General features: G+C 71.3%; 22 protein-coding genes, 1 tRNA gene and 1 pseudogene. 10 read left to right on the forward strand and 14 right to left on the reverse strand.

Translation table 11 applies throughout. The features are described from left to right. Positions 1-1,098, forward strand: a complete 1,098-nt coding sequence (locus tag ABEA62_RS02485; protein ID WP_286213970.1) for an ABC transporter substrate-binding protein — start codon at positions 1-3, stop codon at positions 1,096-1,098. Positions 1,099-1,162: 64 nt separating this feature from the next. On the opposite strand, the gene phoH2 is transcribed toward ABEA62_RS02485, so the two are convergent. Further along, on the reverse strand, positions 1,163-2,419 hold the full coding sequence (phoH2, locus tag ABEA62_RS02490) for an RNA 5'-3' helicase PhoH2 (RefSeq protein WP_425557958.1): 1,257 nt from the start codon (positions 2,417-2,419) through the stop codon (positions 1,163-1,165). Between the two features lie 324 nt (positions 2,420-2,743). Further along, a complete protein-coding gene (locus ABEA62_RS02495; protein WP_286213972.1) occupies positions 2,744-3,508 on the reverse strand; it encodes an isoprenyl transferase in 765 nt (254 codons plus the stop codon). 76 nt (positions 3,509-3,584) lie between these two features. On the opposite strand from ABEA62_RS02495, the gene trhA reads away from it, so the two are divergent. Beyond that, positions 3,585-4,241: a PAQR family membrane homeostasis protein TrhA gene (trhA, locus tag ABEA62_RS02500; RefSeq protein ID WP_286213974.1), complete on the forward strand. Its 657-nt coding sequence runs from the start codon at positions 3,585-3,587 to the stop codon at positions 4,239-4,241. Here the strand turns inward: trhA and ABEA62_RS02505 are convergent. Then, positions 4,176-4,409, reverse strand: a complete 234-nt coding sequence (locus ABEA62_RS02505; protein WP_286213976.1) for a hypothetical protein — start codon at positions 4,407-4,409, stop codon at positions 4,176-4,178. The genes trhA and ABEA62_RS02505 overlap by 66 nt on opposite strands. A 34-nt stretch (positions 4,410-4,443) precedes the next feature. Between ABEA62_RS02505 and ABEA62_RS02510 the strand changes: the two genes are divergently transcribed. Both ABEA62_RS02510 and greA read left to right on the forward strand, forming a co-directional pair. Then, entirely contained in the window at positions 4,444-4,830 is a 387-nt protein-coding gene (locus tag ABEA62_RS02510; protein WP_286213977.1) for a DUF4307 domain-containing protein, read from the forward strand. 34 nt (positions 4,831-4,864) lie between these two features. Next, positions 4,865-5,347, forward strand: coding sequence for a transcription elongation factor GreA (gene greA, locus ABEA62_RS02515; RefSeq protein WP_286213979.1), 483 nt, complete (start codon positions 4,865-4,867; stop codon positions 5,345-5,347). Here greA and rlmC read toward each other — a convergent pair. Further along, complete coding sequence (rlmC, locus tag ABEA62_RS02520; RefSeq protein ID WP_345378404.1) at positions 5,337-6,479, reverse strand: 23S rRNA (uracil(747)-C(5))-methyltransferase RlmC; 1,143 nt, start codon at positions 6,477-6,479, stop codon at positions 5,337-5,339. The two genes, greA and rlmC, sit on opposite strands and share 11 nt — an antisense overlap. Before the next feature lie 9 nt (positions 6,480-6,488). Further along, the gene (locus ABEA62_RS02525) at positions 6,489-7,721 is read right to left on the reverse strand and encodes an AI-2E family transporter (RefSeq protein ID WP_286213981.1); all 1,233 of its coding nucleotides are present in this window, start codon (positions 7,719-7,721) and stop codon (positions 6,489-6,491) included. 70 nt (positions 7,722-7,791) lie between these two features. On the opposite strand from ABEA62_RS02525, the gene msrA reads away from it, so the two are divergent. Continuing rightward, positions 7,792-8,436 carry a peptide-methionine (S)-S-oxide reductase MsrA gene (gene msrA, locus ABEA62_RS02530; protein ID WP_286213982.1) on the forward strand — a complete coding sequence of 215 codons (645 nt, stop codon included), beginning with the start codon at positions 7,792-7,794 and terminating at the stop codon, positions 8,434-8,436. 70 nt (positions 8,437-8,506) lie between these two features. Here the strand turns inward: msrA and ABEA62_RS02535 are convergent, their stop codons facing one another. Next, positions 8,507-9,328: a Bax inhibitor-1/YccA family protein gene (locus ABEA62_RS02535; protein ID WP_286213983.1), complete on the reverse strand. Its 822-nt coding sequence runs from the start codon at positions 9,326-9,328 to the stop codon at positions 8,507-8,509. A gap of 225 nt (positions 9,329-9,553) precedes the next feature. On the opposite strand from ABEA62_RS02535, the gene ABEA62_RS02540 reads away from it, so the two are divergent. The 5 genes and pseudogenes from ABEA62_RS02540 to ABEA62_RS02560 all read left to right on the forward strand — a co-directional run bounded on the left by ABEA62_RS02540 (position 9,554) and on the right by ABEA62_RS02560 (position 13,960). Continuing rightward, entirely contained in the window at positions 9,554-10,315 is a 762-nt protein-coding gene (locus tag ABEA62_RS02540) for a DeoR/GlpR family DNA-binding transcription regulator (protein WP_345378408.1), read from the forward strand. Further along, entirely contained in the window at positions 10,312-11,262 is a 951-nt protein-coding gene (gene pfkB, locus ABEA62_RS02545) for a 1-phosphofructokinase (protein ID WP_345378410.1), read from the forward strand. Before ABEA62_RS02540 ends, pfkB begins: the two co-directional genes overlap by 4 nt. Positions 11,263-11,281: 19 nt before the next feature. Then, a pseudogene (locus tag ABEA62_RS02550) lies at positions 11,282-11,881 on the forward strand (PTS sugar transporter subunit IIA); the annotation flags it as partial. 80 nt (positions 11,882-11,961) lie between these two features. After that, positions 11,962-13,071 carry a putative PEP-binding protein gene (locus ABEA62_RS02555; RefSeq protein ID WP_286213985.1) on the forward strand — a complete coding sequence of 370 codons (1,110 nt, stop codon included), beginning with the start codon at positions 11,962-11,964 and terminating at the stop codon, positions 13,069-13,071. A 22-nt stretch (positions 13,072-13,093) separates the two neighbouring features. After that, entirely contained in the window at positions 13,094-13,960 is an 867-nt protein-coding gene (locus ABEA62_RS02560) for a methylenetetrahydrofolate reductase (RefSeq protein WP_286213986.1), read from the forward strand. A 26-nt stretch (positions 13,961-13,986) separates the two neighbouring features. On the opposite strand, the gene ABEA62_RS02565 is transcribed toward ABEA62_RS02560, so the two are convergent. The 8 genes from ABEA62_RS02565 to ABEA62_RS02600 all read right to left on the reverse strand — a co-directional run bounded on the left by ABEA62_RS02565 (position 13,987) and on the right by ABEA62_RS02600 (position 19,423). Then, positions 13,987-14,526 (reverse strand): YaeQ family protein, encoded by a 540-nt coding sequence (locus tag ABEA62_RS02565; protein ID WP_286213988.1) that lies wholly within the window; start codon positions 14,524-14,526, stop codon positions 13,987-13,989. Positions 14,527-14,562: 36 nt separating this feature from the next. Continuing rightward, positions 14,563-14,636: transfer RNA gene (locus ABEA62_RS02570), tRNA-Leu, on the reverse strand. A 4-nt stretch (positions 14,637-14,640) separates the two neighbouring features. Further along, positions 14,641-15,618, reverse strand: coding sequence for a Ppx/GppA phosphatase family protein (locus ABEA62_RS02575; protein ID WP_286213989.1), 978 nt, complete (start codon positions 15,616-15,618; stop codon positions 14,641-14,643). Positions 15,619-15,643: 25 nt separating this feature from the next. Further along, a complete protein-coding gene (locus tag ABEA62_RS02580; RefSeq protein WP_286213992.1) occupies positions 15,644-16,150 on the reverse strand; it encodes a DUF501 domain-containing protein in 507 nt (168 codons plus the stop codon). Positions 16,151-16,160: 10 nt separating this feature from the next. Then, entirely contained in the window at positions 16,161-16,703 is a 543-nt protein-coding gene (locus ABEA62_RS02585) for an FtsB family cell division protein (RefSeq protein ID WP_286213994.1), read from the reverse strand. A 101-nt stretch (positions 16,704-16,804) separates the two neighbouring features. Continuing rightward, the gene (eno, locus tag ABEA62_RS02590) at positions 16,805-18,085 is read right to left on the reverse strand and encodes a phosphopyruvate hydratase (protein WP_286213996.1); all 1,281 of its coding nucleotides are present in this window, start codon (positions 18,083-18,085) and stop codon (positions 16,805-16,807) included. Positions 18,086-18,162: 77 nt separating this feature from the next. Further along, on the reverse strand, positions 18,163-18,813 hold the full coding sequence (locus ABEA62_RS02595; protein ID WP_286213997.1) for a nucleoside triphosphate pyrophosphohydrolase: 651 nt from the start codon (positions 18,811-18,813) through the stop codon (positions 18,163-18,165). Continuing rightward, positions 18,806-19,423: a hypothetical protein gene (locus tag ABEA62_RS02600; protein ID WP_286213998.1), complete on the reverse strand. Its 618-nt coding sequence runs from the start codon at positions 19,421-19,423 to the stop codon at positions 18,806-18,808. Before ABEA62_RS02600 ends, ABEA62_RS02595 begins: the two co-directional genes overlap by 8 nt. Positions 19,424-19,428: the final 5 nt, after the last annotated feature.

The following is a 19,428-nucleotide window of genomic DNA, read 5'->3' on the forward strand; positions in this document are numbered from 1 at the left end:
ATGGTCCAGCGCACCACGCGCACGCTCACCGGCACGGCCCTCGCGGCCGTCGCCGCGCTCACGCTTGCCGCGTGCTCGTCGGGCGGCTCCTCCGAGGAGCCCTCGGCGTCCGCGTCCGCGTCCGCGGGCGGCGAGGCCACTACGGCAGCCTTCCCCGTCACCCTCGACACCGTCATGGGCGAGGTCACCGTCGAGTCCGAGCCGCAGCGCGTCGTGACGCTCGGCTCGCACGAGCACGAGTACCTCTACGCGCTCGGCGTCGCACCCGTCGCGGTGCCCGTGAGCTGGCAGGGCTACGACAACGGCACCGGCCCGTGGGCCGAGGAGGACCGCCTCGCGGCCGGCGCCGAGCCCGAGGTCTTCGAGCCCGGGTCGACCACGTACGACGCGGAGCTCATCGCGTCGTTCGAGCCCGACCTCATCGTCGCCACGTACCCCAACCACACGATGACCCAGGAGGAGTACGACCTGCTCTCGGGCATCGCGCCCGTCGTGACCCGCCCCGCGACCGACGCCGCCGGCGTCGAGACCGCCGAGTGGAACGTGTCCCTGGCCGACGAGCTCACGCTGCTCGCGCAGGCGACCGGCACCACCGCCGAGGCCGAGGCGATCATCGAGGAGATCGACGCGGCCTACGCGGAGGTCCGCGAGGCGCACCCCGAGTGGGAGGGCCTCACCTCGCAGGTGGGCGGCTTCTACGAGGGCCAGGCCTTCGTGTACAGCGCCAACGACACGCGCAACCAGTTCCTCGCGAACCTTGGTCTGGACGTCGCGTCGATCGACGGCACGGGCGAGGCGTGGATGCAGATTAGCGCCGAGCAGCTCGACGTGCTGAGCGACCTTGACTCGATCGTGTGGCAGGTCGCGACCACCCCCGAGACCCGCGCCGAGCTCGAGGCGCTGCCGCTGTTCGACTCGCTCGGTCTCAACGAGAAGGGCGGCAGCGTGTGGCTGACCGACCCGGTCCTCGAGGGCGCGTTCTTCGCGAACTCGCCGTCGTCGATCGCCTACGCTCTCGACGCGTTCGTGCCGATGCTCGAGGCTGCCCTCGACGGCGACCCCGCCACCGAGGTCCCCGAGGCGACTACCGCCGGCTGATGCACCCGTGACGGGACGATGCCCGGCCTCCCACGCGGGAGGCCGGGCATCGTCGCGTGTGGGCCTACAGATCGAGCCTCTCGAGCATGTCGGTCACGAGTGCCGCGACGGCGGAGCGCTCGGAGCGCTCGAGCGTGACATGAGCGAACAACGGGTGCCCCTTGAGCGCCTCGATGACCGCGGCGACGCCGTCGTGGCGTCCCACGCGCAGGTTGTCGCGCTGGGCGACGTCGTGCGTGAGGACCACGCGCGACGACTGGCCGATCCGGCTGAGCATCGTGAGCAGCACGTTGCGCTCGAGCGACTGGGCCTCGTCGACGATCACGAATGCGTCGTGGAGGCTGCGGCCGCGGATGTGCGTGAGCGGGAGCACCTCGAGCATGCCGCGCGCCATGACCTCCTCGAGCACCTCACCCGAGACCATCGCGCCCAGCGTGTCGAACACCGCCTGAGCCCAGGGGTTCATTTTCTCCGCCTCGGAGCCTGGCAGATAGCCCAGGTCCTGGCCGCCCACGGCGTACAGCGGGCGGAACACCATGATCTTCTTATGCTGGCGGCGCTCCATCACGGCCTCGAGACCGGCGCACAGCGCGAGCGCGCTCTTGCCCGTGCCCGCGCGGCCGCCCATCGAGACGATCCCGATCGACTCGTCGAGCAACAGGTCGATCGCGATCCGCTGCTCGGCCGAGCGCCCGTGGATGCCGAAGACCTCCTGGTCGCCGCGCACGAGCCGCACCGTGCCCTCGTCGGTCACGCGGCCGAGCGCGCTGCCGCGGCCCGCGTGAATGACCAGGCCCGTGTGCACCGGCAACGAGCCGATGTCCTCGCCACAGTCCGCGGCCGGCGGAGCGTCGAGCGACTCGTGCTCCCACAGCGACGCCATCTGCTCGTCGGTCAGCTGAATCTCGCGCATGCCTGTCCAGCCGGACTCGACCGCGAGCTCCGCGCGATACTCCTCCGCCTCGATGCCGAGCGCCGAGGCCTTGACGCGCATCGGCAGGTCCTTGGAGACCACCGTCACGGCGTGACCCTCGGCCGCCAGGTTGGCGGCCACCGCGAGGATGCGGGTGTCGTTGTCGCCCAGCCGGAAGCCCGACGGCAACACCTCGGGGTCCGTGTGGTTGAGCTCGACGCGCAGGGTGCCCCCTGTCTCGTTGACCGCGACGGGCTCGTCGAGCTTGCCGTACCGCACCCTGAGGTCGTCGAGCATCCTCAGCGCGGAGCGCGCGAAGTAGCCGAGTTCCGGGTGGTGCCGTTTGGCCTCGAGCTCCGTGATGACCACGACGGGCAGCACCACCGCGTGCTCGGCGAAGCGCTTCATCGCGCGTGGATCCGAGAGCAACACGGACGTGTCGAGGACGAACGTGCGGACCGCGGTCTCGACGTCGGCCGTGATGGCGGTGGCGGGGACGGTGCTAGGCGAGATGGTCAACGGGGCTCCCAGCGTTCTGGCCGCAGGGCGCCGATCGCCCTGTCGGCGATCTGTTACGTCCGCATCGGTCCGATGCGGCGGTGTGATGTTCCCACGAGGGCGACGCTACGCCTGGCGCGGCCCTGGAGGAACGACACGCCCAAAGAGTTCACACAGCTGTAACTCGGCCCCCGCGCTCGGGTGTGTCTCGCGACCTGTGTGACGGGCCGCGCGTCAGCGACCCAGTCGGCGCTCTCGCTGCGAATAGTCGCGCAGCGCGCGCAGGAAGTCGATGCGGCGGAAGTCGGGCCAATAGGCCTCGCAGAAGTAGAACTCCGAGTGCGCCGACTGCCACAACAGGAAGCCGCCCAGGCGCTGCTCTCCCGACGTGCGGATGACGAGGTCGGGGTCGGGCTGGCCCTTCGTGTACAGGTGCTCCGCGATGTGCTCGACCGAGAAGCTTTCGGCGACCTCCTCGAGCGAATGGCCCGCGTCCACGCCGCTGCGCAGGAAGCTGCGCACGGCCTCCGCGATCTCGTGCCTGCCCCCGTAGCCCACCGCGACGTTCACGTGCAGACCCGTCGCGGCGGCGCTGCGCTCGACGGCAGCCGAGATGCGTGCGGCGGCCTCGGGCGGCAGGAGGGACACGTCACCCACATGCTGGAGGCGCCAGCGGCCGTCGTCGGCGAGGCGCTCGATGGCCGTCGCGATGATCTCGAGCAACGGCGCAAGCTCTCGCGGGTCGCGCGCGAGGTTGTCGGTGGACAGCATCCACAGCGTCACCACCTCGACGCCGGCGTCCTGAGACCACTCGAGGACCTCGGTGATCTTGTCGGCGCCGCGCTGGTGACCGTGGGAGGCTGTCGCGCCGCTCTGGCGCGCCCATCGGCGGTTGCCGTCGAGGATCACGCCGATGTGCCGGGGCGGCTTGGCCGACCTCTTGAGGGTGCGCGCGAGCCGCTTCTCGTACGTGCCGTACAGCAGCGCGTTCAGGCCCATTGACGTCCGTTCTCGCGTGACAGGAGGAACTGCGCCCACGGTACTCCGAGCGCGTAACCTACGGTAACGTAGGTTCATGGTCGAGAACCTCCCCGTACCCGGGAAGCCCCTGCTGCGCGGTTGGCTTCACCTCGGCGCGGCGCCCGTGGCGCTCGTCGCGGGGCTCGCGCTCACCGCCGCGGCCCCGACCTTGGCCGGGCGGGTGTCCTTCGCGGTCTTCACGCTGACCGCCGTGCTGTTGTTCGGCACCTCGGCGATCTATCACCGCGGCAACTGGTCCGATCACACGCGAGCGATCCTGCGCCGCATGGACCACGCCAACATCTTCCTCATCATCGCGGGCACCTACACGCCGCTCACCGTGCTGCTGCTCGACGGGCCCACCGCACGCACCATCCTCACGATCGTGTGGGCTGGTGCACTGCTCGGGCTGCTATTCCGCGTGCTGTGGCTCGGCGCGCCGCGCTGGATGTACGTGCCCATCTACCTGGCACTCGGCTGGGTCGCGATGGGCTTCATCGGCCCCTTCTACGAGGCGGGCGGCGCCGCGGTGGTCACCCTCATCATCGTGGGCGGCCTGTGCTACACGGTGGGCGCGATCATCTACGGCACCAAGTGGCCTCGCGGATCGGCGAAGTACTTCGGCTTCCACGAGATCTTCCACGCGCTAACGATCGCCGGCTTCACCTGTCACTTCATCGCCGCCTCGCTCGCGGCCTTCGCTGTCGCCTGACGCCGTCCCGGCGGCGGCCTCGCGCTCCGCGGCCTCGCGCGCCTCGCGCGCACGCACCTTGCGCAGGTGGCGGCTCAGCGACAGGAACAGCACGATGGAAGCGATCACCACCCCGAACGTGACGACGAACGCGAGAAAGCCCGGTCCTCCGCTGAAGTCTGTCGACATCTCCACCTCCCTGACCGGACTATCCTGCCTCATCATGAGCACCTCGCCCGCCGAGTCGGAGTCCGCCGCGCTGCCGCGCCTCAGCCGTCGCACGTGGATCCTGGTCATCGCGGGCATCTCCGCGCTCATCGCGGCGGTCGCGTGGTACGCGCTCACCGCGGCGAACGAGCCCGTGCGCTGGAGAGACGTGGGCTTCTCCGTCGAGTCCGCGACCGAGATCACAGTGACGTACGAGGTCTACCTCTACACCGACCGCGACGCGGAGTGCACGGTGCGTGCCCTCAACCCCCGCTTCACCGAGGTGGGCGTCGCGACGCAGCGCGTAAGTCGCGCGGACGGCGCCGAGCAGCGCCTCACCACGACCATCACGACGACCGAAGAGGCGACGACCGCGCAGGTGCAGTACTGCGAGGCACCTTGATAGGGTGACCTACCTTGTCGCGTAAGGAGGAACCGTGACCGAGACCACCGGAACCTGGCTGACCCAGGAGGCATACGACCGCCTGCAGGCCGAGTACGACCATTTGGTCAACGTGGGCCGCGCCGCGATCGCCAAGGAGATCGACGAGCGTCGCCAGGAGGGCGACCTCAAGGAGAACGGCGGCTACCACGCCGCGCGCGACGAGCAGGCGAAGATGGAGGCGCGCATCGAGGAACTGCGCCGCAAGCTCGCGGACGCGACCGTGGGCGAGCCGACCTTCGACGGCACGATTGCCTCCGGCACCGTCGTCACGGCAGAGGTGATGGGCCGCGAGATGCGCTTCCTCGTGGGCTCGCGCGAGATCGCCGACGGCACGGATCTCGACGTGTTCAGCGCGCAGTCGCCGCTGGGCGCCGCGCTGCTGGGCCGCAAGGCGGGCGACGAGACGTCCTACGAGGCGCCCAACGGCAAGCAAATCACCGTCACCGTGATCGCGGCGGAGCCCTTCACCGGCTGACCCTCTCGAGCAGCACCACGGCCTCGTAGTGCTCGGTGTGAGGGAACATGTCGAGGAGGCGGCCGCGTACCGGTCGCAGGCTCGGCATCGCCGCGAGGTCGCGCGCGAGCGTGACGGCGTTGCAGCTTGAGTAGACGACCGTCCGCACGCCCGAGCCCTCGAGCCATGAGGCGAGATCGGCCCCGATCCCGCGCCGCGGGGGGTTGACGATCACGAGGTCGGGCGCGCGGCCCTGCTCCGCGGCCCACGTCGTCGCGTCCGCCGCGACGAAGCTCGCGAGGTCCGCGCCCGCGACGCCGGCGTTTGCCATCTCGGCAGCACTGAGCCGCGCGCTCTCGATCGCCTGCTCGCTCACCTCGACGCCCACGACGGTCCGTCCGGGCGCGACGCAGTGCAGGGCAAAGCCGCCCACTCCGCAGTACAGGTCCCAGACCGAGCCCGCCCCGGCATCGTCCACCCACCCCGCGACCTGCGCATACAGGGCGCGCGCCACCGCCGTGTTGGTCTGGAAGAAGCTCTGCGGGCGCAGGTGGAGCACCACATCGCCCATGTCCATCGCGAGAGAGTCGCGCGAGGTGAGCACGTCCTCGCGCTCGCCCTCGAGGACCGCTGCGTGGACGGGCAGGATGTTGGCGGTGACCACCGCGAGGCTCGGAAGCCGCTCGAGCAGCCACGGCAGGTGCTTGCGGATGCGCGTGAGCGACTCGGTCGACCGCAGCACGAGACGCGCCATCACCTCTCCGTCCGGAGACAGGGTGACGATCACGTGCTTGAGCTCGCCGCGCCGCGCGGGCACGTCGTAGGGCGTGAGGCCCGCCCTCGTGATGAAGTCCGCCAGGACGGGGAACGATGCCGTCAGGCCGGGTGGGTAGAGGGGGCAGTCACGCAGGTCGACGCCGCGGCCCGCGGCGTCGAGGATGCCCACCGTGGGAGAGTCAACGGTGCCCCCCACCACCATCTTGGCCTTCGCGCGAAAGCCCGACTCCGCGCTCACGAGCGGCGGCAGCCAGTCGACCGGGCGGCCGATCAGGCCCTCGAGGTGGGCCTGCTTGGTCGCGATCTGTGTCGCGTGCGGCACCTCGATGAGGGTGCACGAGCGGCACCCCCCCGAGTCGAAATAGGCGCAGCGCACCCGCCGAGTCTAGGCGCGCGGCTCGCTCGCGTCGTCGTCCGCGTGAGGACGCCCCCTCACCCGGATCTCGCCGGTCTTCGCGATCGCCTCGCGTGCCTTGCGGAGCGCGTCACGCGGGTGCTCGGTGAGGATCGCGCCACTGTCGGTCGGCGCCTCGGCGTCGGAGTACTGGCGGTGCAGCGAGCGCGCGAATGCGTAGCAGAACGAGACGATCGGAACCGCGATGACCGCACCCACCAGTCCCAGCAGGATCGTGCCCGTCGACACCGTGAGCAGGATCGCGAGCGGGTGAAGCGACGCCGCCTTGCCGAACAGCCAGGGATAGAGGATATTGCCCTCGATCTGCTGGACCGCGAGCACGATCACGGCCATCCACACCGCGGTGGTGACGCCTCCGTCGACCAGCGCGACCGCCACCGCGATCGCGCCCGAGATGGTCGCTCCGAACAGCGGGATGAAGGACAGCAGGAACACGAAGATCGCGATGGGCAGCGCGAGCGGCAGGCCGAGCAGCCACGCGCCCACGCCGATTCCCACGGCGTCGATGAATGCCACGAACACGCTGGTCTCGGTGTAGCGGCGCAGCGTGAGCCACGCGGTCATGCCCGCGCGGTCGATGCGCGCGCCGCGGCGGGCGGGCAGCAGCTGCACAAACCACAGCCACAGCGAGCGGCCGTCCTTGAGGAAGAAGAACAGCGCAAACAGCGCGATGATCGAGCCGGCGAACAGCGTGCCGATCGTGCCCGTGACCGAGAACGCGCCGGTCGCGACGCCCCACGCGTTGTCCTGGAGGGTCTTCTGGGCGTTGCCCAGCAGCTCGTCGATCTGCGCGCGCTCCATGTGGATGGGTCCCTGCACGAGCCAGTCGAGGAACTGGTCGAAGCCCTGCACCGCGGCCTGCTGGAGCTCGCTGAAGCCCGACACGACGGAACTGCCGGCGGCGACCCCGAGGCCCAGCACGATGGCGATGAGGCCCACGATGGCAAGGGCGGCGCCGAGCGCGCGCGGGATGCGCCAGCGCTGCAGTCGGCTCACGAGCTGCTCGAGCGGCGCCGCGATGAGCAGCGCGATCCCCAGCGGAAGCATGATCGACGCCAGGGTCGTGAAGCCCCTGAAGGCGACGTACGCGATGACGCCCACGACGATGAGCCTCCACGACCACGCGGCGGAGACCCTCAGCCACAACGGAACGTGCTCGACCGTGACGTCGGCGGGAGGCTGCTCATCGGGCGTGTCTGGCATGTCGCGAGCCTAGCGCGGGGGTGGAACAGAACCGGGCCCGGGAGCGTTCGTCAGGCGGAAGGGAGCGCCGATGCTCGGACTCGACAAGACCACCATGATCACCCAGGACCAGGCCCTACCCGGCCGCGAGATCGCGATGCAGATCGCGGAGCGCCACGTGGTACTCGGCACACCCCTCAAGGGCCCGTGGCCCGAGGGACACGAGGTCCTTTACGTCGCGATGGGCTGCTTCTGGGGCGCGGAGCGGATCTTCTGGCAGACCCCCGGTGTGTACTCGACGGCGGTGGGCTACATGGGCGGATGGACCCGCAACCCCACCTACCAGGAGACGTGCACCGCACGCACGGGCCACACCGAGACCGTCCAGGTGGTGTACGACCCCGCCGCGGTGTCGCTCGACGACCTCCTCGCGGCCTTCTGGGAGAACCACGACCCCACGACGCCCAACCGCCAGGGCGGCGACATCGGGACGCAGTACCGCAGCGCGATCTTCGCGACCACCGAGGCCCAGCTCGCCGCGGCCCAGGAGTCGCGCGAGACGTACCAGTCGCGCCTCGCGGAGCGCGGGTTTGGCGTGATCTCGACGCAGATCGCCGCGGCACGCGAGGCGGGCGACGGCGAGTTCTACTACGCCGAGGACTACCACCAGGGATACCTGCACAAGAATCCGGGCGGCTACTGCAACCACGGCTTCTGCCAGGTCAGCTACGCATAGTCCCCACAGCCAACGACGAAGGCCCCGACCGCATGGTCGGGGCCTTCGTCGTCAGACGGGTGAGCGCGCTCTAGTCACGCCCGGAGAAGATCGCGATGATGCGCAGGAACTCGATGTAGAGCCACACGAGCGTGACCAAGAGGCCGAATGCGGCCTTCCACTCGAGCTTCTTCTCGGCGCCCGACTTCACGCCGTTGTCGATGAAGTCGAAGTCGCCGATCAGCGAGATGCACGCCAGCAGGATCGCGACGGCGCCGATCACGACGCCGAGCGGGAGGCCGAGGATCTCGAGGTCCGTGCGCCAGCCGAACGCGCCCGAGTCGGGGCTGAAGATCATGTAGCCCAGGTTGGCGAGGCTGAACAGCAGGTACGAGATGCCGCCGATGAGGAAGATCTTGCGCAGCTTGCTCGTGTAGCGGACCTTGCCCGAGCGGTAGAGCCACAGGCACACCATGAAGGTGATCGCGGTCGCGACAAGCGCCTGCAGGGCGGCACCGGGGGCGTTGAACTGCTGCTCGATAGCGATCGAGATCGCTCCGAGGAAGAAGCCCTCGGCGACCGCGTAGATGCCCACCAGCGCGGGGCCGGGGGTGCGCTTGAACGCGGCAACCAGGCCGATCACGAACGCGACGATTCCCGCGCCGAGCGCGGCCAACATCACGGACGGGCTGTCGGCGACCGTGACGTAGCCCACCGCGCCCATGACGAACGTGAGCAGCACGAGGCCCGTGGTCTTGTTGATCACGCCGGTGTACGACATCCGCTCCTCGGCGACGTACCCGGGCGTGCCTGCCGGCTGCTGGTACTGGCGCTCGAGATCGGCGGTGCTGGTCTGCGCGAGCAGCGGGTCGGACTTGAACTCCTTGGCGTTGCTGAACACCGGACTTGCCACGGTTCCTCCTTGGGGATGACCGCCTCAGTCTAGTCATGGGGTGCGCGGGGATAAAGGGGCGGTCTGCATCATCAACGTCCCAGGAAGCGCCGGTGTTGCAGGCTCGACGCCGTCCGGCCGAGCGGGACGCAGACCCGTCCCCACTTCCGTTCCTGTTGCTTTGTGTTTGAGTCTGTGGTTTCATGTGGGAATCCGGCCACCGGACCCAGACAAGGGAGTCACCAGATGTACGCGACGGAGCGACAGCAGCGCATCCTCGCCGAGGCGCGCGCCGCGGGCCGCGTCGAGGTCACCGCGCTGGCCGATGCCTTGGCCGTCACCCCCGAGACGATTCGCAGGGACCTCACCGCGCTCGAGAGCCGCGGCTCCGTGCGCCGCGTCCACGGCGGCGCGATTCCCGTCGAGCGGCTCGAGATCGAGCCCACGCTCGCGTCCCGCACGCAGCGCCGCACCGACGTCAAGCGACGCATCGCGGCTCGCGTGCTCGAGGAGCTCCCCGCGGGTGGCACCGTCATCCTGGACGCGGGATCCACCACTCAGGCGATCGTCGAGCTCCTCCCCCACGATGCCGAGCTCACGGTCATCACCGACTCCCTCCCCGCGGCGACCGTGCTCGCGACCCGGCCGGGGATCACGCTCTACCTGCTCGGCGGTCGCGTGCGAGGCGTCACGGCCGCGGCGGTGGGCGACTGGGCCGTGCGCGCTCTCGCGGACATCGTGGCGGATGTCGCGGTCGTGGGCACCAACGGAATCTCGGCCGCGCGCGGGCTCACCACGCCCGACCCTGAAGAGGCGCGTGTCAAGCGCGCCATGGTCGACGCCGCGCGCCGTGTGGTGGTCGCGACCGACTCGTCGAAGGCGGATGACGATCACCTTCACCGCTTCGCATCCCTTGATCACGTCGACGTCGTCGTCACCGACGCCGACCTCGCGGACGACGCGGCCGAGGAGCTGCGCGCCGCCGGACCGGAGGTGGTGACCGCATGATCGTCACGCTCACACCCAACCCCAGCGTCGATCGCGCCGTCACGGTCGCGACGCTCGCGCACGGCGAGGTCAACCGCGCCACCCACGTGCGCGTCGACGCGGGCGGGAAGGGTCTCAACGTCGCGCGCGCCGTGACCGCACAGGGTGGATCCGCGCTCGCGGTCCTGCCGGTGGGCGGCCCCGAGGGCCGCCTGCTCGAGGAGCTCCTCGACGAGGCGGCCGTCCCACGGCTCTCCGTGCCCATCGCGGGCGCCGCGCGCATGAACGTCTCCCTGCTCGAGGCGGACGGGACCACGACCAAGATCAACGAGCCGGGCCCGGAGCTCTCCCCCTCCGAGGTCGCCGCGCTGCTCGACGCGACGTCGAGCGCCGCCGCTGACGCCGCGTGGATCGTCGGCTGCGGAAGCCTTCCCCCCGGCGCCCCGACGGACTTCTACGCTCAGCTGGTCGCCGCGGCACACGCGGACGGCCGCCGCGTCGCGATCGATGGCTCGGGCGAGCCCTTCACCGCCGCCGTCGCGGCGTCGCCCGACCTCATCAAGCCCAACCACGAGGAGCTCGCCGAGCTCGTCGACCACAGCCTTCCCACGCTCGGCGACGTGATCGCCGCAGCGCAGGAACTCGTCAGTCAGGGGCTCGGCATGGTCGCCGTGAGCCTGGGCGCCGACGGCGCCGTGCTCGTCACGGCCGACGAGGTCATCCACGCGCGCGCCACGATCGGCGCGCCCGTGTCCACCGTGGGAGCCGGCGACTGCATGCTCGCCGGCCTCCTGCACGGCCTGTCGCGCGGCGTCTCCACGGCGCAGGCCCTCACGGAAGGCGTCCTCTGGGGCGCCGCGGCGGTCACCCTCCCGGGCAGCCGCGTCCCCACCCCCGCAGATCTCCGCGGCATCCCCGTGGACCTCACGCATTCCCCCTCACGCGCAATGGCACTCGGTCAGCGCTGACCGCAGAAAGGAACACCCCATGTCACTCATCCACGAGCAGCAGGTCGTGCTCGACCTCGCCGCGGAGGATCGGCACGCCGCGACGCGGACGCTCGCCGAGACCCTGGTCGCGACGGGTCGCTGCACCGATCTCGACGGCTTCCTCGCCGACGTCCGCAAGCGCGAGGAGACGATGGCGACGGGCCTGCCCGGCGGCATCGCGATCCCCCACGCGCGCAGCGCGGCCATCACGGAGCCCACCCTCGCGTTCGGCCGCGCCGACGGCATCGACTGGGGGGCCAAGGACGGACCCGCCACCCTCGTGTTCCTCATCGCCGCACCCGAGGGCGCCTCCGAGGCGCACATGCAGGTCCTTCCCAAGCTGGCCAAGGCCCTCATGAAGAAGGAGTTCAAGGCGGCGCTCGCCGCCGCGACCACGCGTGACGAGGTCGTCGCGATCGTCGAGGCCGAGGTCGGTGACGTCACCGTCGCCCCCGCACCCACCCCCGCCCCCGTCGCTGCTGCGCCCGAATCGGCCGCGGCACCGGCATCGTCCGGACTCACGCTCGTGGGAGTGACGTCCTGCCCCACCGGCATCGCGCACACGTACATGGCCGCCGAGGCCCTCGAGCGCGCGGCCAAGGACGCCGGCCACACGATGATCGTCGAGACGCAGGGCTCGGCGGGCGCACGTCCCACACCGCGATCCTCGCCGCGCAGATGGGCATCCCCGCGGTGGTTCAGCTCCACGGCGCGACGGCGATCGCCGCCGGGACGCTCGTCGCCGTCGACGGCGACTCGGGCGAGGTCACCCTCGAGCCCGACATGGCGCTCATCGAGGCGCAGCGCGAGCGCCGCGAGGCCCTCGCCGCGGCCCTCGCGGGGGTGTCCGGGGCGGGTGCGACCCGCGACGGCCACGCCGTCGCCCTGCTGGCGAACATCGGCGGGGTGGACGATGCCGAGGCCGCGGGCGCGCTCGACCTCGAGGGCGTCGGACTGTTCCGCACGGAGTTCGTCTACCTGTCCGCGCAGACGATGCCGACCGTCGAGGAGCAGGCCGAGGTCTACCGGCGGGTGCTCGCCCCCTTCCCCGGCCGCCGCGTCGTCGTGCGCACGCTCGACGCGGGCGCCGACAAGCCGCTCGCGTTCGCGAACCTGGGCGAAGAGGAGAACCCCGCGCTCGGCCGCCGGGGCCTGCGCCTGTGCCAGGCGATGCCCGAGGTGCTCGACTCGCAGCTCGAGGCGCTCGCGATCGCGGCGCGCGAGACCGGCGCCGACGTGCGGGTGATGGCGCCCATGGTCGCGACGGCCGATGAGGCCGCGTGGTTCGCGGCGCGCGTGCGCGCGGTGGGCCTTCCCAAGGCGGGCGTGATGATCGAGGTGCCGGCCGCGGCGCTGCGCTCACGCCACGTGCTCGAGGACGTCGACTTCGGCTCCCTGGGCACCAACGATCTTGCGCAGTACACGATGGCGGCGGACCGCATGGAGGGCGAGCTGTCCGACCTCCTCGACCCATGGCAGCCCGCCGTGCTCGACGTGGTCGCGGCGGCGTGCGAGGGCGGCGCGGTCACCGGCAAGCCGATCGGCGTGTGCGGCGTGTGCGGCGAGTCGGCGGGAGACCCCTACCTCGCTCTCGTGCTCGCTGGCCTCGGCGTGTCAAGCCTGTCGATGGCACCGTCCAAGGTGCCCGCGGTGCGTCTCGCGCTGTCCGTCCACACGCTCGACGAGTGCCGGGAACTGGCGGGCCGCGCACGCGCCGCACGATCCGCGTCCGAGGCACGCGAGGCGGTGCGGGCCGCCGCGAGCGCCGAGCTCACCGCGATACTCTAGGGGCCCCGAAGGAGGCCTGTCGTTGCATCGGTCCGCCGCCCTGCTTGAGGACCTGTCCCTCGAGACCACCGCTCGAGACGCGGCGACCCTCGTCGCACGCGCCGCGGACGTGCCCGTGGGCACGCGCGTCAGCATCACGCACCTGTCCACGGAGAGCGCGGCCGAGCGTCGCGAGGCGGCCGCCGCCGCAGGGCGGGTCCGGCTCGTGCCGGTCCCCCACCTCGCGGCGCGCCGCGTCGCGTCCGAGGCCGAGCTGCGCGCGACGCTTGAGGGCCTGCGGGCGCACCACGCGCAGGAGCGCTTGTTCCTGGTGGGCGGCGACCCGCGCGTGGCGGCGGGGCCCTACGGCTCGGCCCTCGATGTCGTCACGTCCGGCCTGCTCCCCGCGGCCGGGGTGATCGAGGTGGGAATCGCGGGCTATCCCGCGGGGCATCCCGCGATCGGGGACGCTTTCCTGGGGGCGGCGCTGCGCGACAAGGCCGCCGCGATCGCGGACCAGGGCCTCGCGGGCACCATCACCACGCAGTTCTCGTTCGACGCCGAGGCGGTCGCGCAGTGGATCGAGCGCGTGCGCGAGACGGGGATCGACCTTCCGATCCGCGTGGGCGTGCCCGGCCCCGCGGGCGTGCGCCGCCTCGTCGCCTTCGCGCGCCGCTGCGGCGTCGCCACGAGTGCGGGCATCGCGCGCAAGTACGGCTTCTCTCTCGCCTCGCTCGCGGGCACCGCGGGTCCCGACCGCTTCGTCGCCGACCTCGCCGGCCGCCTCGAGGCGGCGCACGGCGACGTGCGCCTCCACCTGTTCACGTTCGGCACGCTCGACGCGGCGATCGACTGGGCCGTGCGCGCGCGGAGGTGCTCAGTGCCCAGAATCGTCGAAAACGGGCACTGAGCACCTCGCAGGGCGCACGCGCCAGCTCAGCCCAGGGGACGGGTGTGGATCGCGGAATCGAGGCTCGTGCCGTTGAGCTCGACATAGAGGTGACGCTCCGTGACCGAGACGGTGAGCGCGTTGCGCCGCGCGACCAGCGAGGCGGCAGCCTCCACGAAGCCGGGGTCGAAGCTGTGGAGGCGAATCTCCTCGCGGCGGTGGATGCGCTTGCCTTCCCAGCGCGCGAGCACCTTTGCCGGGTCGTGCTGCGTATACACGGCGGTGCGCGCGGCAAGGCGGCTGCCCCGGTGCAGTCGCTCCGCCTCGGGCTGACCGACCTCGATCCACGCGGTGACGAGCCCGGTGAGGTCGCGCGCGATCACGGCCGGCTCGTCCGCGGTGGAGATGCCCTCGCTGAAGCCGATCCCGTCCTCGTACTCGAGGCAGTACGCGAGCACGCGCGTCACCATGAAGGCGGACGTCTCCGACGGGTGGCGCGCGACGCGGAGCGAGAACTCCTCGTAGATCGCCCTGTCCACGTCGGCGAGGTGAGTCTCGAACGTGTGAACAGTCGCACCGGCAGCCATGGCGCACCAGCCTACGGGCCGCCGCGACGGCCACGGTGCCCCCGGCGGGGTTCGAACCCGCGCTGTGCCGATTTTAAGTCGGCTGCCTCTGCCAGTTGGGCTACGGGGGCCGGACTAGCGCTCCTCGGCGGGCCGTTCCGCCGCGCGCTCCGCCGCAGAGAACGCGATGCCGTCGAGGATGTCGTGCTCGCTCGTCACCACGTGGGGCAGGCGCCCGCCCGCGTCGACCACGGCCGCGCGCACGCGCTGCATCACGGTCTTCCACACGAGAGCGCCCGCGCCGATGACGTCCACGCGACCGGGGTGCATGAAGCCCAGTGCGGCGCGTTCGGCGCGCGACGAGGCAAGCAGCTCGTCGCACGCCTTGATCGCGTCGTCGATGTCGATCACGGCGCCGTTGATGGCGGCGCGGTCGTACTCCGGGAGGCCGAGCGCGTGCGCGGTCACCGTCGTGATGGACCCCGCCAGCCCCACGAGAGTCGCCGTGCGCTCGACGGGCACGCCTGCGAGGGCGAGGTCGATCGCGTCGTGCACGTCGCGTTCGGCATCGGCCACCTGCGCCGCGGAGGGCGGGTCGCCAGCGAGGTGGCGCTCCGTCATGCGCACGCAGCCCACGTCCATCGAGTGCGCGAACTCGGGGCGATCGGTGCCCAGCACCACCTCGGTCGAGCCGCCACCCAGGTCGACCACCAGGAACGGGGCGTCGTGAGCGGCGTCGAGGGCGCCGGTGGCGCCCCTGAACGACAGCGCTGCCTCCTCCGCGCCCGAGATCACCTCGGGGGTCACCCCGAGACGCTGCTCGATCCCCGACAGGAACACGTCACGGTTGCGCGCATCGCGCGTCGCGGACGTCGCCACGAAGCGGATCGCCTCGACGCCGTGCTCGCGGCACTGCGCCGCGTAGAGGTCCGTGGCCGCGAAGGTGCGCTCGAGCGCCTCGGCGGCGAACTCACCCGTCCGGTCGACGCCCTGCCCCAGGCGCACCACGGTCATGGTCCGGACCACGTCCGTCAGGGTCCCCGCGTCGAGGTCGACGTCGGCGATCAGCAGGCGGATCGAGTTGGTCCCGCAATCAATGGCGGCTACACGCATGGGGACCAGCCTAGTCAGCGGCGACTCAGACCTCGACCGCGCACGTGCAGCGATCGGGACGCCAGCTGTCCGCGATGAGCGCGAGCGCGCGGTCGCCGAGCGGATTGACGCCCGGTCCCGCGGCGAGCGCGTGGCCCACGAGCACGTGGAGGCACTTGACGCGGTCGGGCATGCCGCCCGCGGAGATCCCGTGAATCTCGGGCACGTCCCCGAGTGCGTAGCGCTCGCCGAGGTAGCGCTCGTGCGCGGCGCGGTACGCGGCCGCGAGGTCCTCGTCCTCGCGCAGCGACTCCTGCATCGTCTTCATCACGCCGTTCGCCTCGAGCGTCGACACGGCGGCGACCGCGTCGGGATGTGTGAGGTAGTACTGCGTCGGGAACGGCGTGCCGTCGGGAAGGCGCGGCGCGGTGTGGACCACGGTGGGGTTGCCGCACACGCAGCGCGCGGCAATCGCCACGATCCCGCGCGGCTCGCGTCCCAACTGCGCGGCGAGAACCGCGACGTCGCGTGCGGTGGCAGGGGTGTCGTTCACCCGCAGGAGTCTAGTCGCCCGCCTCGTCGACCGACTTCCACAGCCGGGTGTACCAGGTGCCGTCCTCCTCCTCGGTGACGGCACCCGTCGCGGCGGCGGTGCCATCCGCGGAGCCCTCGACCGTCTCGGGGTCGATCACGCGGTACGGCGTCTCGCCGGGGAACACGTAGGCCAGCCGCTCACGCGCCTGGGCCACCACGAACGCGGGGTCCTCCCAGCGCGCGGTCTCCGCAGCAAGGTCCTCGACCTCCTGTTGCGCGGTCTCGGCCTCGGCACGCAGTGCGGCGAGTTCCTCCTGCTGACGGAAGTACGAGCGCAGCGAGGGCAACAGCACCGCGGCTGCGAGCACCACGACCCCGGCAAGCACCACGAGGCGCCATCCCATCGCGGTCACCCACGACCCGCGTGCGGCGGCGGGCTCGATCCGGTTGCGTGCGGGCTGGGTGCGCGCCTGGCTCGATGGACCGCCCGGGCGGCTCGCGGCGCGGGACTTGGGGATGCGCACGCCTCCGGTCGACGGACCGGTGCGACGGCGGGGGGCGGTGGGTGACACCCCGCCATTGTCCCCGGACGCGGCTCCCCACCGGTTCAGAAACGCCGAACGGGCGCGCCCCCGTGAGGAGGCGCGCCCGTCGGTTCGAGCCGTGAGACCGCTTACGCGTACTTGCGCGGGAAGGCGGCCTTGCCCGCGTAGCGGGCGGCGTCGTCCAGCTCCTCCTCGATGCGGAGCAGCTGGTTGTACTTGTTGATGCGCTCGCCGCGCGCCGGGGCACCGGTCTTGATCTGGCCGGCGTTGTACGCGACGGACAGGTCGGCGATCGTGACGTCCTCGGTCTCACCGGAGCGGTGCGACACCATGGCGGAGAAGCCGGCGCGCTGCGCCATCTGCACCGCGTCGGAGGTCTCGGACAGCGTGCCGATCTGGTTGAGCTTGACGAGCAGGGCGTTGGCCGCCTTCTCGTCGATGCCGCGCTGGAGGCGCACCGGGTTGGTGACGAAGAGGTCGTCACCCACGATCTGCACCTTGTCGCCGACCTTCGAGACGAGGCCGGACCACGAGCCCCACTCGTCCTCGGACAGCGGGTCCTCGATCGAGACCAGCGGGTAGTCCGCGACCAGCGACTCGTAGAACGCGATCATCTCGTCGGGGGTCTTGGTGCCACCCTCCCACTGGTACGCGCCGTCCTTGAAGAACTCGGTCGCGGCGACGTCGAGCGCGAGCGCGATGTCCTCGCCGGGCGTGAAGCCGGCCTTCTCGATCGCGACCAGGATCAGGTCCAGGGCGTCGCGGTTCGACGGCAGGTTGGGGGCGAAGCCACCCTCGTCGCCCAGGCCGGTGGCCAGGCCGCGCTCCTTGAGCACGGACTTAAGGGCGTGGTAGACCTCGGCACCCGAGCGCAGCGCCTCACGGAAGGTGGGGGCGCCCACGGGGGCGATCATGAACTCCTGGATGTCGACGTTGGAGTCGGCGTGCGACCCACCGTTGAGGATGTTCATCATCGGGACGGGCAGCACGTGGGCGTTCGGGCCACCCACGTAGCGGAACAGCGCGATGTCGGCCGAGTCGGCGGCGGCCTTCGCGACCGCAAGGGACACGCCCAGGATCGCGTTCGCGCCCAGCTTGCCCTTGTTGTCGGTGCCGTCGAGGTCGAGCATGATCTGGTCGATGATGCGCTGCTCGGTGGCGTCGAGACCAACGATCTCGGGGGCGATCTCGTCGATGACCGCGTCAACGGCCTGCTCGACGCCCTTGCCCAGGTAACGACCCTTGTCGCCGTCGCGGCGCTCGACTGCCTCGAACGCGCCGGTCGACGCGCCCGACGGGACGGCCGCACGTGCGAACGTGCCGTCCTCGAGCGCGACCTCGACCTCGACGGTGGGGTTGCCGCGAGAGTCGAGGATCTCGCGGGCTCCGACGGCCTCAATGCTGGCCATGATGCTCCTTCGCTTGAATGGATGGACCTCTAGGGAGTCTAACGATGCGCGCGGGCGTGCGCTGAGCGACGTTCGTCCTACTCGGATGAACCTTCGGTGACGCGATCCGGGCCGGACTCCGAGGCCCGCGCGGCGGCCTCGAGCCGGCGCGTCGCGGCCCTCAGCTCGGCCTCCGCGTCGCGGCCCTCGGCCTGCGCGCGGGCCACGAGCGCGAGCAGCGCGTCGCCCACGCCGTCGCCCTGGGGATGAGCGACCGCGAGACCTGCACGCTCGGCCCTGCCGAGCACCTTCTGCGCGCGCGCGAGCGCGCCGAGCGTCGCGGGGATGCCGTCCATGACGGACTCGCGACCCGACGTCTCGTTCTTGATCCTGTCCCACCGCCGCAGGTGCTCCGCGGGAGTCGCCGCCCCGGCATCGTCCTCGAAGACGTGCGGATGGCGCGTGACGAGCTTGTCGGCACACACCTGCGCGATCGCATCGAGGTCGAAGGGATCGTCGGGGTGCTCCTGCGCGACGCGTGCGTGGAACACCACCTGAAGCAGGACGTCGCCGAGCTCCTCGCGCAGGTGCTCGCGCGAGCCCGACTCGATCGCCTCGACCAGCTCATGCGCCTCTTCGAGCGCGTACGGGGCGAGCGACGCGTGGGTCTGCTCCGCATCCCACGCGCAGCCGCCGGGAGAGCGGAGGCGGTCCATCACCTCCACCAGGCGGTCGAGGCCGTCAGCCACGCGCCGCCCAGGGTGCCGTGGTGTCGGAGAAGCCCGACACGCCCAGGAAGGTGATGAAGGAGAAGTTGCCCAGTCCGGCCGACTCCGCGGTGCCCACCGCCGCGTTGATCGACTCGATCAGCGCGTCCGACGAGAACTCGCCCACGCGGGGCGAGAACTCGCCCTCGGCCGCGGCGCGGTTGGCGATCTCACGAATGCCCTCGAACGTGGGGTCGGAGTACGCGAGCACGTACAGCGCGAGCATTGCGCGCGAGGACTCGACCACCTCGTCGGACGGCTCCGGATCCGTCGCGCCCGCGTTCTCGAACCACGCGGTCGTAATCGTGAGGGCGTCGGCCTCGCGGATCGGGGCGCCCTGCGCCTCGGTGGCCGCGAGCAACGCGGGACCCATCGCGGCGAAGGTCGCGAGCGCGCGGCGATCGGGCACGGCGAGCCCGTCGCTGTCCTCGGCCCACTGTGCCGCGAGCGCGTCGAGCTCCGCGGTCGTGACGGTGGTCTCGTCGACCGTGAGCGCGACTCCTGGGGTGCCCTGCCCGGGGACGGCACAGCCGGCGAGCAGGAGGGACGATGCGGCGAAGGCCGCGGCGGCGAGGCGCGGGCGGAACGTCATGGCCC

Source organism: Demequina sediminis (genome assembly GCF_039545075.1).
Taxonomy (GTDB): Bacteria; Actinomycetota; Actinomycetes; order Actinomycetales; family Demequinaceae; genus Demequina; species Demequina sediminis.